A 15,287-nucleotide genomic window follows, 5' to 3' on the forward strand; every position below is an offset into this window, starting at 1 on the left:
AACCCATGACATGTCCCTGTCTTTATCAGCGCCTGCTCCACATCATGCCCGCAACCCTTGGCCGGCCGTGATCGCCGCCGGCCTGGCAACCTTTTCTGTCGTTACCACCGAGATGCTGCCCGTGGGCCTCTTGACAGCGATTGCGCCTTCGCTGGGCATGACCACTGGCCAAGCTGGGCTGATGGTGTCGCTGCCTGCCTTGCTGGCAGCGGTGTTTGCACCGCTGGTGGTGGTGATAGCCGGCCGCATGGACCGGCGCCGCATGCTGGCAGCGCTGCTGGCGCTGTTAGCGCTGGCCAATACCGCATCGGCCCTCGCGCCGAGCTGGGGCTGGATGCTGGCCGCCCGCGTGTTGCTGGGTCTGTGCATTGGCGGGATCTGGGCGGTGGCGGGGGGATTGGCGGCGCGCCTGGTGCCAGCGGCTGCCGTCGGGCTCGCCGCCTCCATCATCTTTGGCGGGGTGGCCGCCGCATCGGTGTTGGGCGTGCCAATGGGCGCGCTGATCGGGGAAGGGGCAGGCTGGCGCTGGGCTTTTGGTGTGATGGCCTTGTTCAGTGTGCTGGTGCTGGCCCTGCAGCTATGGGTGATGCCGGCCTTGCCGGTCCGCAGCGCGGTGGGGCTGCGCCAGTTTCTGGCACTGCGCAGCAACCGCGCGCTGCAAGCGGGTCTGGTGTTGACCTTGCTGCTGGTCGCAGGGCACTTTATGGCCTTTACCTTTGTGCGACCGCTGCTGCTGGCGGTCTCGAGCTTTGATGCGCAGTGGATTGCAGCCTTGCTGCTGGCCTATGGGCTAGCCGGCATTGCGGGCAATTTCATCGCAGGCCTGGCGGCGGCGCACAAAACAACGCTGACGGTGGCCACCATTGCACTGGGGCTGCTGCTGGTGCCGTTGCTGTGGCTGGTGTTTGGCGGCTCCCCCACGGGTGGACTTGCGCTGCTGCTAGTCTGGGGCCTGGCCTATGGCGGGGTGTCCGTCGCCTTGATGACCTGGATGATGAAGGCGGCCCCCCAGGCGATGGAGGTCGTGGCAGCGCTGTATGTCGGGGTTTTCAACACCGGCATTGCGCTGGGTGCTTGGGGCGTTGGTCGATGCATGGGGTTTGTCTGCCGTGCTGTGGCCGGCCGCCGCCTTGGCGTCGGCGGCCTTGATGTTGGCGACCGGGCACGCACTGCGGCAGCGGCGCATGGGGACGCGCTAAAGGAGATGGCGCCCCGCCGCTGAGTAGTGACTCACGATCAGTGCCCTTTGCTGGCCACCGCGCCGCTGCGATGTCCCAGGGTGGCCTGTTGCTGACCTCGGCTGCGCAGCAGGGCCACCGCCAACGCAGCGGTTAGCACCAGCACCACGGCCGTGGCCATCACCGCGATAAAGCCCTGGTCAAACGCGGCATGGGCTAGGCCCAGCAGCTGCGTGGCAGCCTGCGGCGGCAGTTTTTCTGCAGCCAACAAAGCCGCATCGATGCCGTCACTGGCCCCGCCAGCGGCGCCATGCAGGATGTCTGGCAGTACCAGGCTGCTGGTATAGCGCCAGGACAGCACGCTGCCCAGCAAGGCCACGCCCAGCACGCCGCCAAACTCGTAGGACACCTCTTCGACCGAGGCGGCCATGCCGGCATGCTCGGGCGGCGCGCTGTTCATCACCGCGTTCGATGCGGCGGTGATGGTGGCACCCACGCCCAGGCCCAGGACGGCCAGTACCGCTATTTTCTGCAGGCCATGGGCATCGCTGTTGAGGCTCATGGCCAGCGCGCACAGCGCCACGGCAGTGACGAGGAGGCCGCCCACTATCAGCTGGTGGGTGCCCAGGCGCGACAGCGCCCAGCCGGCAATCGGGCCGGCGACAAAGGCCGCCACCGGAATCGGCAAGATGGCCAGCCCCGCTTGCAGGGGGCTGAGGCCCAGCACCAGCTGCAGGCGCTGGCTGAACACCAGCTCCACCCCGACCAGGGCCACGGCCGCCACCACGGCTGCCACCACACCGCCCGAGAACGTCGGAATGCGGAACAGACGCAGCTCGATCAGCGGCTGGGGCCGGCTGAGCTGGCGGCGGATAAAGATCCACAGCACGGCGGCACTGAGCAGCCCCATCAGCACGGCAAACACCAGCGATGGTGCGGGCTTGGCCAGCTCCTTGATGCCCAGCACCAGACTGACCATGGCGACCATGGCCTGCAGCGAGCTGGTGTAGTCCCAACCGGCCAGGCTGGCCTTGGTGCTCAGGCGGTCTGCAGGAATCAGCCAGGCGGTCAGCACCAGCGCCAGCGCCACGATGGGCACATTGACCAGAAACACCGAGCCCCACCAGAAATACTGCAGCAGCACGCCGCCCACCACCGGGCCAAGCGCCGCGCCCCCCGAGGCGACCGAGGCCCAGATGCCGATGGCGACCGAGCGCTCGCGTTGGTCGGGAAAGCTCATGCGGATGATGGCCAGGGTAGCGGGCATCATGATGGCCGCCCCCAAGCCCAGCACGGCGCGCGCGGCAATCAGCAGCCCGGCATTGGGCGCATAGGCGGCTGCCAGCGAGGCGGCGCCAAAGATCACCAGGCCGAGCATGAACATGCGCCGGTAGCCCAGGCGGTCGCCTAAAGCGCCGGTGCTCAGCAGCAGGCCCGCGACCACCAGCGCATAGGCGTTGACGATCCACAGCTTCATCGAGGTGGAGGCGGCCAGGTCATGGGTGAGGGTGGGCAGGGCGGTGTAGAGCACCGTCATGTCGACGACGATCAGCAGCAGCGCCATCGACACAATGGCCAGCACCAGCCATCTTTTGGAATGCATTGCCATGGTCAAATTCCCAACTCTTTCAGCATCGTGACGGACACGGGCTGGCAGCCCAGGCGCTCAAACAGCCGGTGTGCCCCTTGGTTGCCGATACCGCTTTCCAGAAACAGGCGCTGTACGCCCTCGGCCTGGAGCTGGGCGCAGACCCAGCCGAACAGGGCCTCGCCCAAGCCCTGGCCGCGCACGGCGGGGCTGACCACCAGGTCGTCCAAGGTGGCAAACGGGGTGGGCGCGAGCTGGGCCTCGTCGAGCGCGACAAAGGCAACGCCGACCAGCGTATCGCCCTGGTGGGCGGTTGCGATGCGCTGCATCGCGTTTGCTTCGGGCGCGGCCAACGTGGCCTCAATCTGCAGCGCCATGTTGTCGGCCAGGTGAGGACTCCATTGACCCGGTGCGATGGCGCGCGGGGACTGCAGCTCGCCATGGGAGATGTAATGGGGACTGAGCTGACCCATGAACAGCGCCAGGATCGCTGGCGACTGTGCGGGGTCATGGCACCAGGCCATCGTCAAAGCTGGTGCTTGGGTATTGATCGATTGCATGGTCCGATATTGCGCCATAAAAACCGATTGATAAAGTTGGAATCCATCAATAAAAGAGATGGATAGGCTACAGTACCCGGATATGGAATGGACCGTTGAACAACTGCGGCAGTTTGTCGCCACCGCCGACAGTGGCTCTTTTTCGGCGGCCGCGCGCCAGCTGGGCAAGGCCCAGTCGGCCGTGAGCACGGCGGTCGGCATGCTGGAAGTGGACCTGGGCGTGGTGCTGTTTGACCGCTCGCACCGCAATGCCCAGCTCACCGATGCGGGCCGGGTGCTGCTGCTCGAGGCGCGCGAGCTGCTGCGCCAGGCCGAGCAGCTGGACCAGCGCGCGCAGGCGCTCAGCGGCGGGGCCGATGCCGAGCTGTCGCTGGCGATTGACGAGGCACTGCCCTATACGGCGGTGGCCAGCCTGCTGCGCGAGATGGCGCAGCAATACCCGGGCCTGGAGCTGCTGCTGCTCAATGGCACCGCCAGCGAGGTGGCCGACTATGTGGGCGAGGGCAGGGCGGGCATGGCCCTGCATATCGACCGGGGCCCGGTGCTGCAGCATTTTGAGCAGCGCCACCTGGGCACCGTGCCCCAGGGGGTGTTTGTGGCGACCGATCACCCGCTCGCCGATGGCCGGGTGGTGGGCCTGCAGCAGCTGGCCCAGCACCGGCAATTGCTGATGCATACCGAGGATGTGCACGAGCGCGCCTACAGCCCGCGCGTATGGCGCTCGGACAGCTTCTACAACATCGCCGACATGGTGGCCGACAAGCTGGGCTGGGCGGTGCTGCCGGTCAATATCGCGCACTACGAAGGCAACCGCCAGGCGCTGCGCGAGGTGCCTTGCCCGGCGCTGGCGCTGCCCCCGCTGTCGGTGCGCATGCTCTGGCGCCAGGGCGCGCAGCGCAGCCCGACGGCCCAGTATGTCGAGCGGCGTTTTGGCCAGCTGCTGGCGGAGATTCAGACGCCAGAGCCGTAGGGGGTGAGGCGGCTGGCGTTCTCATCGACGGCCAGGCTTTTGCCCAGATAGGGAAAGGCGCGCTGCGGGCAGTGGTCGCGCTCGCAGACCTTGCAGCCCATGCCGATCGGCGTGGCCAGCTCCGGGTCCTGCAGGTCGATACCCTTGGCATAGACGAGGCGCGCTGCATGGCGCAGGTCGCAGCCCAGGCCGATGGAAAACGTCTTGCGCGGCGCGCCATAGCCGCGCTGCCCTCCTGAGACTGAGCGCGCAATCCACAGATAGCGCCGGCCATCGGGCATGGCGGCCACCTGGGCCAGCACCTGGCCGGCCTGGCCAAAGGCTTCGTAGACATTCCACAGCGGACAGGTGCCGCCGGTGCGGCTGAAATGGAAATGCGTGGCCGACTGGCGCTTGGAGATATTGCCGGCCCGGTCCACCCGTACAAAGAAAAACGGCACGCCCGGGCTGCCTGGCCGCTGCAGGGTGCTCAGCCGGTGGCAGACGGTCTCAAAGCCCACGGCAAAGCGCTGGCCGAGCAGGTCAATGTCATAGCCCAGCGCCTCGGCGGCTTGTAGAAAGGGCCCGTAGGGCAGCAGCAGGGCGCCGGCAAAATAGTTGGCCAGGCCCAGCCGCGCCAGCCGGCGGGCAGCGGGGTCGCTGATGAGTGTTGGCACCTGGCTGAGGCTGTCGAGTGTGTCGCCGATCTCGAGCAGCGCCAGCTGGGTGGCAAGCTGGAACGCCTGCTGCGCGGTGCCCAGCGCAGAGGACAGCTGCAGCAGGCGCGAGGCGGGGTCGAACTGGCGTTTGCTCGCGCCTGCGCTGTCCACCAACTCCACCCGCACCTGGTGCGCCAGCGCCAGGCGCTCACGCAGCCAGTCGGCCAGCGGCCTGCCCGGGCGCTCTGCCTGGGCCTGGGCAGCCAGGCTTTCAGCGGCGCGGTCCACCGCATCAAAGTAGTTCTGGTGCGAGAAGAAGAAATCGCGCACCACCTCAAACGGCATGGCGGCGGGCTGGCTGCTGCCGGCGCGGTCATCGCCCAGCTGCAGCGACAGCGCTTCGAGCCGCTCCTTGGTCTCCAGATGGCGGCGGTACAGCGCCACCACCGCTGCGCCCAGCGCCGGCATTTGCGTGGCCACCTCTTGCAGCTCTGGCAGCGCAATGGCCTCGGGCGCATCGGCGAGGGCTTCGCGCAGCCCCGCCACCAGGCGCGCCTCTTCGTCTTCGGAGAACTGCTGGATATCCACGCCCAGGCTGCGGTGCAGTTTGAGCAGCACCGACACCGTCAGCGGCCGCTGGTTTTGTTCGATCTGGTTGAGGTAGCTGGGCGAGAGCCCCAGCGCATGGGCCAGCGCAATCTGGGACAGATTGCGTTCGGCGCGCAGCTTGCGCAGCTTGACGCCCATAAAGGTTTTTTTCATCGCAGAGTCTTTCGCGTCAACAGGGGCGCTCGCATCGAAGAGGCGGTGGAGTACCCAGATTCTACATTTCGCAAAATTCGCAAAATACCAGTTTTCATTCGCAGAAATTCGCCATTTCAGTGCTGTTCATCCCTTTGTATTTTGCGTAAATTGCGAAGCATGACAACACCTACCGGATTCGCCGAGTTGCAAGAGCTGGTACTGCCGGCGCTGGCCAACCACCACGGCACGCTGTTTGCGGGCCAGGGTTTGCAGCTGATGGCCAAGGCCGCGTTTTTGGCGGCGCGGAGCCTGGTGCAACGCGAAGTCGTGATGGCCGCCGTCAGCCGGGTGGACTTTGTGGCACCGGCACCGGTGGGCCATGCCCTGACCTTGCGCGCCTGGGTCAGCCGCGTAGGCCGCAGCTCGATGACCGTCTGCGTGACCGGCTCGGCCGGGCTGCCGGGGACGCCGCCCGAGCTGGTGCTCCAAGGTTTGTTTGACATGGTGGCCGTCGATGCCAAAGGCCGGCCCATCCCCCTCGATTGCGCATATTTGAACCAGGAACCCCTGCTATGACCACCACGACCGCCGAGGCCACCGCGCCCACCACGCCTTCGACCTTCAAGCCCAAGAAATCGGTTGCGCTCTCGGGCGTGACGGCGGGCAACACCGCCTTGTGCACCGTAGGGCGCAGCGGCAATGACCTGCACTACCGGGGCTATGACATTTTGGACATGGCCCAGGTCTGCGAGTTTGAAGAGATCGCCCACCTGCTGGTGCATGGCAAGCTGCCCAACCGCGCCGAGCTGCGCGCCTACAAGGACAAGCTCAAGGCGCTGCGCGGCCTGCCCGCGAGCGTCAAGCAGGCGCTGGAGCAGCTGCCCGCCGCCAGCCACCCGATGGATGTGATGCGCACGGGGGTATCGGTGCTGGGCTGCACCCTGCCCGAGAAGGACGACCACAACCTGCCCGGCGCGCGCGATATTGCCGACCGCCTGATGGCATCGCTCGGCTCCATGCTGCTGTACTGGTACCACTTCAGCACCTCGGGCAAATGCATCGATGTGGAGACGGATGACGACTCCATCGGCGCGCATTTTCTGCACCTGCTGCATGGCAAAAAGCCCAGTGCGCTGTGGGAGCGGGCCATGCATACGTCGCTGAACCTGTATGCCGAGCATGAGTTCAATGCCTCGACCTTTACCGCCCGCGTCGTGGCCGGTACCGGCAGCGACATGTATTCGTCGATCACCGGCGCGATTGGCGCGCTGCGCGGCCCCAAGCATGGCGGCGCCAACGAGGTGGCCTTCGAGATCCAGAAGCGCTACGACAGCGCCGATGCCGCCGAGGCCGATATCCGCCGCCGGGTGGAGAACAAGGAGGTGGTGATTGGCTTTGGCCACCCGGTCTACACCGTCAGCGACCCGCGCAATGTCGTCATCAAGGGCGTTGCCAGGGAGCTGTCGCTGGAGGCCGGCTCCACGAAAATGTACGACATTGCCGAGCGCCTGGAGGCCGTGATGTGGGAGGCCAAGAAGATGTTCCCCAACCTCGACTGGTTCAGCGCCGTGAGCTACCACATGATGGGCGTGCCCACTGCCATGTTCACGCCGCTCTTTGTGATTGCGCGCACCAGCGGCTGGGCTGCGCATGTGATCGAGCAGCGGGTGGACAACAAGATCATCCGCCCCAGCGCGCATTACACGGGTCCGGAAGACCAGGTGTTCCAGCCCATCGACCAGCGCAGCTGAGCTGGCGGCCGACACGACCTTCTACAGATCTATATAGAAAAGCGACACCCTGCGGGCCGCCCAGCCCGCCGGTTTGCACTGCCCCATGAACAGCAATTACCGACAAGCACTGGCCGGCACCGGCCTGGATTATTTTGATGCGCAGGCGGCAGTCGATGCGCTGGCGCCCGGCGCCTGGGCGCAGCTGCCGTATACCGCGCGCGTCCATGCCGAAAACCTGGTGCGCCGCGCCGACCCGGCGCAGCTGCCGGACTACCTGCGCCAGCTGATCGAGCGCAGGCGCGATATCGACTTTCCCTGGTTCCCCGTGCGCGTGGTCTGCCATGACATCCTGGGCCAGACGGCCTTGGTGGACCTGGCCGGCCTGCGCGATGCGATTGCGCAGGCGGGCGGCGATCCGTCCGCTGTCAATCCGGTGGTGCCGGTGCAGCTGATCGTCGACCATTCGCTGGCTGTCGAATGCGGCGGATTTGACCCGCAGGCCTTTGAGAAAAACCGGGCGATCGAGGACCGCCGCAATGAGGACCGCTTCCATTTCATCGAATGGAGCAAGCGGGCCTTTGCGAACGTGGATGTGATTCCCGCGGGCAACGGAATCATGCACCAGATCAATCTGGAGAAGATGTCGCCGGTGGTCTATGTGCAGGATGGGGTCGCCTTTCCCGATACCTGCGTGGGCACGGACAGCCATACGCCCCATGTCGATGCGCTGGGTGTGATTGCGGTGGGGGTGGGCGGGCTGGAGGCCGAGAACGTGATGCTGGGCCGGGCCTCGTGGATGCGCCTGCCCGATATTGTCGGCGTGGCCTTGAGCGGCCATCCTCAGCCGGGCATTACCGCGACCGATATCGTGCTGGCGCTCACCGAGTTCCTGCGCCAGCAAAAGGTGGTGGGCGCCTATCTGGAGTTTTATGGCGAGGGCGCGCGCAGCCTCTCGGTGGGTGACCGGGCCACCATTGCCAATATGTGCCCGGAGTATGGCGCGACTGCCGCGCTGTTTGCGGTGGACGCGCAGACCTTGGCCTACCTGCGGCTGACGGGCCGGGATGAAAAGCAGGTGCAGCTGGTCGAGACCTATGCCAGGACCGCCGGCTTTTGGGCGGACAGCCTGCAGGAGGTGCAGTACGAGCGGGTGCTGCAGTTTGACCTGTCGACGGTGGTGCGCAATATGGCGGGCCCCTCCAACCCGCACCGACGCCTGCCGACCTCGCAGCTGGCCGCGCGCGGCATTGCCGGCGCCGAGCCCCTGGCGCTGGCGCGCGCCCAGGAAGCCCAGGGCCTGCTGCCCGATGGTGCAGTGATCATTGCGGCGATTACCAGTTGCACCAACACCAGCAATCCGCGCAATGTGATCGCTGCGGCGCTGCTGGCGCGCAATGCGCGGCGCCTGGGCCTGGTGCGCAAGCCCTGGGTCAAGACCTCGCTCGCGCCCGGATCCAAGGCGGTGCAGCTGTACCTGCAAGAGGCGGGTCTGCTGGAGGACCTGGAGGCGCTGGGCTTTGGCATCGTCGCCTTTGCCTGCACCACCTGCAATGGCATGAGCGGCGCGCTCGATACGCAGATCCAGCAGCAGATCATTGAACGCGACCTCTACACCACCGCAGTGCTGTCGGGCAACCGCAATTTTGACGGACGCATCCACCCCTATGCCAAGCAGGCGTTTCTGGCCTCGCCACCGCTGGTGGTGGCCTATGCGATGGCGGGCACCATCCGCTTTGACATCGAAAAGGACGTGCTGGCCGTCGTGAACGGGCAGGAGATCCGGCTGCAGGACCTGTGGCCGAGCGACGCGGAGATCGATGCCGTGGTGGCGCAAGCGGTCAAGCCTGCGCAGTACCGCGCGGTGTACGAGCCCATGTTTGCAGTCCAGGCAGACAACGGCGAGCGGGCGGCTCCGCAGTACGCTTGGCGCCCCCAGTCCACCTATATCCGCCGCCCGCCGTATTGGGACACCGAAGGTGTGGGCGCGCTGGCAGCGCATCCGCGCACGCTCAAGGGGCTGCGGCCGCTGGCACTGCTGCCCGACAACATCACTACCGACCACCTCTCGCCATCCAACGCCATTCTGCCCAGCTCGGCCGCTGGCGAGTACCTGGCCAAGATGGGCCTGCCCGAGGAGGACTTCAACTCCTACGCCACCCACCGGGGCGACCACCTAACGGCCATGCGCGCGACCTTTGCCAACCCCCAGCTCGTCAACGAGATGGCCGTGGTGGGTGGCCAGGTGCAAAAAGGCTCACTGGCCCGCATCGAGCCCGAGGGGCGTGTGGTGCGCATGTGGGAGGCGATGGAGACCTATCTGCAGCGCCGCCAGCCGCTGATCATCATTGCCGGTGCCGACTATGGCCAAGGCTCCAGCCGCGACTGGGCGGCCAAGGGCGTGCGCCTGGCGGGGGTGGAGGCGGTGGTGGCCGAGGGTTTTGAGCGCATCCACCGCACCAACCTGATCGGCATGGGCGTGCTGCCTTTGGAGTTCCAGCCGGGCACGACACGCAAGACGCTGCAGCTCGATGGTACGGAGACCTATGATGTGGAAGGTGAGCGCACAGCGCGCGCTACGCTGAGCCTGGTGATCTGGCGCCGCAGCGGCCTGGTGGACCGCGTGCCGCTGATCTGCCGCCTCGATACCGGCGAGGAGCTGTCTGTCTACGAGGCAGGCGGCGTGCTGCAGCGCTTTGCGCAGGATTTTCTGGCATCGCGCGCGGTGCAACCGGCCTCGGTGTGAATGCCTAGTTTTTTTCTGAACGACCATGACGAACCTGACCGCCCATCCTCCCCAGATCAAGATCCCCGCCATTTATATGCGGGGCGGCACCAGCAAGGGGGTGTTCTTCCATGTGCCGGATTTGCCGCTGCCGGCGCAGCAGCCTGGGCCGGCGCGCGATGCGATCTTGCTGCGCACCCTGGGCAGCCCCGACCCCTATGGCAAGCAGATCGATGGCCTGGGCAATGCGTCGTCGAGCACCAGCAAGGCGGTGCTGCTGGCCAGGAGCACGCAGCCTGACCATGATGTGGACTATCTGTTTGGCCAGGTGGCCATCGACAAGCCCTTGGTGGACTGGAGCGGCAACTGCGGCAACCTCTCTGCCGCCGTCGGCCCCTGCGCGATCGCGATGGGCCTGATCGACCCGGCCCGCATCCCGCACAACGGGCTGTGCACGGTGCGCATATGGCAGGCCAATATCGGCAAGACCATCATGGCCCAGGTGCCCATCTGCAACGGACAGGTGCAGGAGAGCGGCGACTTTGCGCTCGATGGCGTGAGCTTTCCCGCTGCCGAGGTGCAGCTGGCCTTCATGGACCCGGCTGATGAGGGCGAGGATGGTGGCGCCATGTTCCCCACCGGCCAGCTGGTGGACCAGCTCGATGTGCCAGGGGTAGGCCGCTTTGCCGCAACCTTGATCAATGCGGGCATCCCGACGATCTTTCTCAATGCGCAAGACCTGGGCTACACCGGCTGCGAGCTGCAGGGCGATATCAATGGCGATGCGCAGGCCTTGGCGCGCCTGGAAGCGATTCGCGCGTTTGGCGCCCTCAAGATGGGCCTGATCCAGGAGCTGGCCGAGGCCGCGAGCCGCCAGCACACACCCAAGATTGCTTTTGTGGCGCCGCCGGCCAGCTATACGGCATCGAGCGGCAAGGCGGTGGAGGCGCAGGACGTGGACTTGCTGGTGCGGGCGCTGTCGATGGGCCAGCTGCACCACGCGATGATGGGCACGGCAGCGGTGGCCATTGGCACGGCTGCAGCCGTGCCGGGTACCCTGGTCAACCTGGCCGCCGGTGGCGGCGAGCGCAGCGCGGTGCGCTTTGGCCACCCCTCGGGAACCCTGCGGGTGGGAGCGGAGGCGCGCCTGCAGGATGGCCAGTGGGTGGTGACCAAGGCGCTGATGAGCCGCAGCGCACGCATTCTGATGGAAGGCGCCGTGCGGGTGCCGGGCGATTGTTTTTGAACGGGGGACTGTGGGATGGATACCAAGCAACTGCTGAAAGACATGGTGGCGGCGCGCCGGGGCGTGCTGGTGCCGGGCGCCTTCAATGCGCTGTCGGCCAAGGTGATCGAGGACCTGGGCTTTGAGGCGATTTACGTGACCGGCGCGGGCGTGACCAATATGTGGTTGGGCCTGCCGGACCAGGGCTTTATGGGCCTCGCTGAGATCGCCGACCACACGGCGCGCATCCGCGATACGGTCAGTGTGCCCTTGCTGGTCGATGCCGATACCGGTTTTGGCAATGCGCTCAATGTCTACCACACGGTGCGCACCCTGGAGCGTGCCGGTGCCGACTGCATCCAGCTCGAAGACCAGGTGGCGCCCAAGCGCTGCGGGCATTTCAACGGCAAGGAGGTGGTCTCCACCGAAGAGGCGGTGAGCAAGATCAAGGCCGCCGTCGATGCCCGGCGCGACCCGAACCTGCTGATCATGGCGCGCACCGATGCGGCGGCCACCCATGGCTTTGAGGCGGCGGTGGAGCGGGCCCAGCGCTTTGCCGAAGCCGGGGCCGATATTTTGTTTGTCGAGGCGGTCACCAGCGCTGAAGAGATCCGCGCGCTGCCCAAGCGGCTCGCCACCCCGCAGCTGATGAACATGGTGATTGGCGGCAAGACCCCCATTTTTGATGCCGAGCAACTGGGCGCGCTGGGCTACGGCATCGTCCTCTATGCCAATGCGGCGCTGCAGGGGGCAGTGGCCGGCATGCAAAAGACCTTGACCGTGCTGCGCGATAAGAAGTCGGTGCAGGAGGCGAGCGGCCTGGTGGCCACCTTTGCCGAGCGCCAGCGCCTGGTGGGCAAGCCCGCCTGGGATGCGCTGGAGAAGCGGTTTACTTAGAGTCGCTAACACGACCCAGCAAACCGAAGGTTTGCGATTGAGACTAGGCGTCGAGCCGCAGGCAGTACAGTAGTACGACAAGGTTCGGCAACGACGTATCAAGGGTTGTGTTAGCGACTCTTAAGGGCGATCATTGGCCGCTGCCACGCGGTGTTCAGCAAACCGTCACGGCGCTGAAATTCACCAGTTTCAGTGAGGGGCAAGGGCCTGGGCTTGCGGAATAATTGCAGCACTTGGAATATGAACGGATCCCATGCCCACCCAGATGCTCACCGCCGATCTCGCACTGCCCGCACCCGTACTGGTGGTGGAGGACAACCCGCTGGTGCGCAACCGGCTGCAGGGCTTGCTGCAGCAGCTGGGCTACAGCAGCGATGCGCTGGTGATGGCCGGGTCGCTGGCCGAGGCACGCGCTTACCTGGCGGGCGAGGCCCACACGGTATCGCTGGTGCTGGTGGACCTGGGCCTGCCCGATGGCAGTGGTATTGAGCTGATCGAGGAGCTCCATGCCCAGGCCCCCAACCTGCCGATGCTGGTGGTGTCGGCCTGGAGCACGCAAGAGATGATCTGGGCGGCCTTGCGCGCAGGCGCCGTGGGCTATGTGCTCAAGGAGCGCGACGACATGGAAATGGCCATGGCCTTGCGCAGCGTGCTGCGCGGCGGCGCGCCCATCGACCCCTTTATTGCGCGGCGCATCATCGAGGAGCTGCCGCTGCAAGCCCCGCCGGCCGTGCAGGCGGCGGACGACCCGGGCTTGAGTGCGCGCGAACACACCATCTTGCACCTCGTGGTCGAGGGCCTGAGCAACCGCGAGATTGCCGAGCGCCTGTTTCTGTCGCGCTACACGGTCGAGTCGCATATCAAGAATGTCTACCGCAAGCTGTCGGTGTCCTCGCGCACCCAGGCCGCGCAGGAAGCGCGGCGGCGCCGCCTGGTGGATTGAGCCGCCCAACGCTCAGCCCTTTCTCGCTTTCCCCGTAACCGCCCGCCCATCCGATCTGGAGTGATTGACCGTGCCCCACACTTTTTTTGATGCGCCTTTGCTGATTCGAGACGGTATCGGCACATGGGTCGATACGCAGGAGAAGCCCTATGTCTGCAATATCGATGGCATGCCCACATTCAAGGACAAGCTTCCTGCAGCGGTGAAGGAGCTGCAGCCTGTGGCCGGCACTCCGGTGGCCGGCACTCCGGTGGCCGGCAGCCCGGTGGCCGGTTCCCCCGAGCCCTCTTGGGGCCGCGGCTACCAGGTCAGTGGCACGCATCGCTTGCCGCCGACAACATTTGGTGAGGAGACCAAGTTGGCGTTCGTCGCCACCGAGGTGGTGTACGAGCCGCTGTGGGCCACGCGCGAGGCCGCTGCTGCCTTTGGCATCACCTTGATCGAGCCGGGCCAGGGCCTGCGCATGCAAAGCCCGATCCGCCATCTGGAGAACACCCCGTTTGAGTACGGCATGTTTGCCGGCCAGCAGTGTCCGTACCTGGACGATGCGCAGCGCAACCAGCTGCAGCCCACGGTCTGTACCGACCTGGAGCACCATGATTTCCCGCATGTGTTCTCCTCGGTAGATCCCCAGCTGCCGCTGGTGATTTCGGTAGGGCGCTACTGGCCCCACCGGGATAGAATCTTTCTCGCCGATCTTTGGGTGCCCCGGGGCATGGCCTTGTACATGCCGCCCAGGCCCAAAATCCCGGATGCGGCCTATATCGATCTGCACGGCAACCGCAATTCAGCCCTGGCCTGTTGGCGGGGTGGCACACAAAGAAGTGTGCAGACCCTGACCTTGCTGCCCAAAGACAGCGGGTATTTCTACTGGTTCTGGAATGCGTTGCCGACGGTTCACCCCTTGTTGACGCAACCCTGACACCCCTATGCTCGATACGCAGCCTCGTCTACGCACCCTGGAGCCCGATACCGACAACGGCCTCTACCAAACGTTGCTGGAGTCCACGTTGGCGATTCCGTTCCGCATCGATTGGGCGAGCAAAAAGTACACCTATGTGGGCCCACAGATCGAGGCGCTGCTGGGCTGGCCCCAGGACAGCTGGCAGACGGTGAACGATTGGGCCGAGCGTATCCACCCGGACGAGCGCGACACGACGGTCAATCGCTGCGTTGGGCTGTGCCTGGCCGGCGTGGACCACGAGGCTGAGTACCGCGCGCTGACCAGTGAAGGCAGCTTTGTCTGGGTGCGCGAGGTGGTGCATGTGCTGTGCGATGCACAGGGCGAGACCACCGGGCTGATCGGCTTTACCTTCGACATCACCGAGCAGAAGAAGGCCGAGCAGGTCAAGGCCGAGCTCGATGCACAAAAGCTGTCGAACGCGCGCCTGCAAGAGCGCCTGGCCCTGACCCATGACCTTCATGACGGGCTCGGTGGTTCGCTGGTGCACATGATTGCTGCCGTGGAGCAGGGCGGCGGTGGCAGCCTGACGCGGCCCCAGGTGCTGTCCATGCTCAAGCACATTCGTGATGACCTGCGCCAGACCATTGACAGCAACTCCTCGGCCCAGGTGCGCGTGCCCGCGTCGCCGCAGGAGTGGCTGGCCCCGTTGCGCCACCGCTTTGCCAACCTGTTCGATGCGCTCGACATCCGCTGCGACTGGCAGTTTGCGCCCGCCTGGCGCACACCGCCCGATGCGCTGCAGTACCTGGCGATGACGCGCCTGGTCGAGGAGGGCCTCACCAATGTCATCAAGCACAGCCAGGCGCGCCAGGTGCGCCTGTCCTTTCTGCAGCCTGAGGCCGATGCGCTGGTGCTGGAGATCGAAGACGATGGCGTGGGCTTTGATGCCGCAGCCGTGGAGGCTTCGGGCCTGGGCATCGGCATGCGCTCGATGGCCGTGCGTATCGGCCGCGTGGGCGGCGTGCTCGAGATCGATTCCGAGCCGGGGCGCACCCTGCTGACGGCGCGGCTGGCCTTGCGCCAGTCCTGACCACCAGTAGCACAGCACCGCAGGGCCGACCACCACGGCCCTTTTTCTTTTTTAGGCGAGCGTTACTTCTAATAACTAGGGTCAACCCGAATTCG

13 protein-coding genes are annotated in these 15,287 nt (G+C 65.8%); 10 read left to right on the forward strand and 3 right to left on the reverse strand.

All coding sequences use genetic code 11. The features are described 5' to 3' along the window. Positions 1 to 10: 10 nt before the first annotated feature. Complete coding sequence (locus tag N4T19_RS01815) at positions 11 to 1,222, forward strand: MFS transporter (protein WP_260719295.1); 1,212 nt, start codon at positions 11 to 13, stop codon at positions 1,220 to 1,222. A gap of 14 nt (positions 1,223 to 1,236) precedes the next feature. Here the strand turns inward: N4T19_RS01815 and N4T19_RS01820 are convergent, their stop codons facing one another. Together N4T19_RS01820 and N4T19_RS01825 are read right to left on the reverse strand one after the other, a co-directional pair. Beyond that, on the reverse strand, positions 1,237 to 2,787 hold the full coding sequence (locus tag N4T19_RS01820; RefSeq protein ID WP_313900079.1) for an MFS transporter: 1,551 nt from the start codon (positions 2,785 to 2,787) through the stop codon (positions 1,237 to 1,239). Positions 2,788 to 2,789: 2 nt separating this feature from the next. Further along, positions 2,790 to 3,326 carry a GNAT family N-acetyltransferase gene (locus N4T19_RS01825; RefSeq protein WP_260719296.1) on the reverse strand — a complete coding sequence of 179 codons (537 nt, stop codon included), beginning with the start codon at positions 3,324 to 3,326 and terminating at the stop codon, positions 2,790 to 2,792. Positions 3,327 to 3,408: 82 nt separating this feature from the next. On the opposite strand from N4T19_RS01825, the gene N4T19_RS01830 reads away from it, so the two are divergent. Next, positions 3,409 to 4,296, forward strand: coding sequence for a LysR family transcriptional regulator (locus N4T19_RS01830; RefSeq protein ID WP_260719297.1), 888 nt, complete (start codon positions 3,409 to 3,411; stop codon positions 4,294 to 4,296). Here the strand turns inward: N4T19_RS01830 and N4T19_RS01835 are convergent. Continuing rightward, positions 4,278 to 5,696, reverse strand: coding sequence for a short-chain fatty acyl-CoA regulator family protein (locus N4T19_RS01835; RefSeq protein WP_260719298.1), 1,419 nt, complete (start codon positions 5,694 to 5,696; stop codon positions 4,278 to 4,280). The genes N4T19_RS01830 and N4T19_RS01835 overlap by 19 nt on opposite strands. A gap of 159 nt (positions 5,697 to 5,855) precedes the next feature. Here N4T19_RS01835 and N4T19_RS01840 point away from each other — a divergent pair, with 159 nt between their 5' ends. From N4T19_RS01840 to N4T19_RS01875, 8 genes are all read left to right on the forward strand, one after another. After that, a complete protein-coding gene (locus N4T19_RS01840) occupies positions 5,856 to 6,254 on the forward strand; it encodes an acyl-CoA thioesterase (protein WP_260719299.1) in 399 nt (132 codons plus the stop codon). Beyond that, positions 6,251 to 7,429: a bifunctional 2-methylcitrate synthase/citrate synthase gene (gene prpC, locus N4T19_RS01845; protein ID WP_260719300.1), complete on the forward strand. Its 1,179-nt coding sequence runs from the start codon at positions 6,251 to 6,253 to the stop codon at positions 7,427 to 7,429. Before N4T19_RS01840 ends, prpC begins: the two co-directional genes overlap by 4 nt. An 85-nt stretch (positions 7,430 to 7,514) precedes the next feature. Beyond that, on the forward strand, positions 7,515 to 10,154 hold the full coding sequence (gene acnD, locus N4T19_RS01850) for a Fe/S-dependent 2-methylisocitrate dehydratase AcnD (RefSeq protein WP_260719301.1): 2,640 nt from the start codon (positions 7,515 to 7,517) through the stop codon (positions 10,152 to 10,154). Positions 10,155 to 10,179: 25 nt separating this feature from the next. Continuing rightward, positions 10,180 to 11,379, forward strand: coding sequence for a 2-methylaconitate cis-trans isomerase PrpF (gene prpF, locus N4T19_RS01855; protein WP_260719302.1), 1,200 nt, complete (start codon positions 10,180 to 10,182; stop codon positions 11,377 to 11,379). 15 nt (positions 11,380 to 11,394) lie between these two features. Next, positions 11,395 to 12,255 (forward strand): isocitrate lyase/PEP mutase family protein, encoded by an 861-nt coding sequence (locus N4T19_RS01860; protein WP_116925198.1) that lies wholly within the window; start codon positions 11,395 to 11,397, stop codon positions 12,253 to 12,255. Positions 12,256 to 12,508: 253 nt separating this feature from the next. Further along, positions 12,509 to 13,198: a response regulator gene (locus N4T19_RS01865; protein ID WP_260719303.1), complete on the forward strand. Its 690-nt coding sequence runs from the start codon at positions 12,509 to 12,511 to the stop codon at positions 13,196 to 13,198. 70 nt (positions 13,199 to 13,268) lie between these two features. Continuing rightward, positions 13,269 to 14,120, forward strand: coding sequence for a hypothetical protein (locus N4T19_RS01870; RefSeq protein WP_260719304.1), 852 nt, complete (start codon positions 13,269 to 13,271; stop codon positions 14,118 to 14,120). 7 nt (positions 14,121 to 14,127) lie between these two features. Then, on the forward strand, positions 14,128 to 15,192 hold the full coding sequence (locus N4T19_RS01875; RefSeq protein WP_116925200.1) for a sensor histidine kinase: 1,065 nt from the start codon (positions 14,128 to 14,130) through the stop codon (positions 15,190 to 15,192). The last annotated feature ends 95 nt before the right edge of the window (positions 15,193 to 15,287 follow it).

It is taken from the genome of Comamonas squillarum, assembly GCF_025309455.1.
GTDB classification, from domain to species: Bacteria; Pseudomonadota; Gammaproteobacteria; order Burkholderiales; family Burkholderiaceae_C; genus Comamonas; species Comamonas squillarum.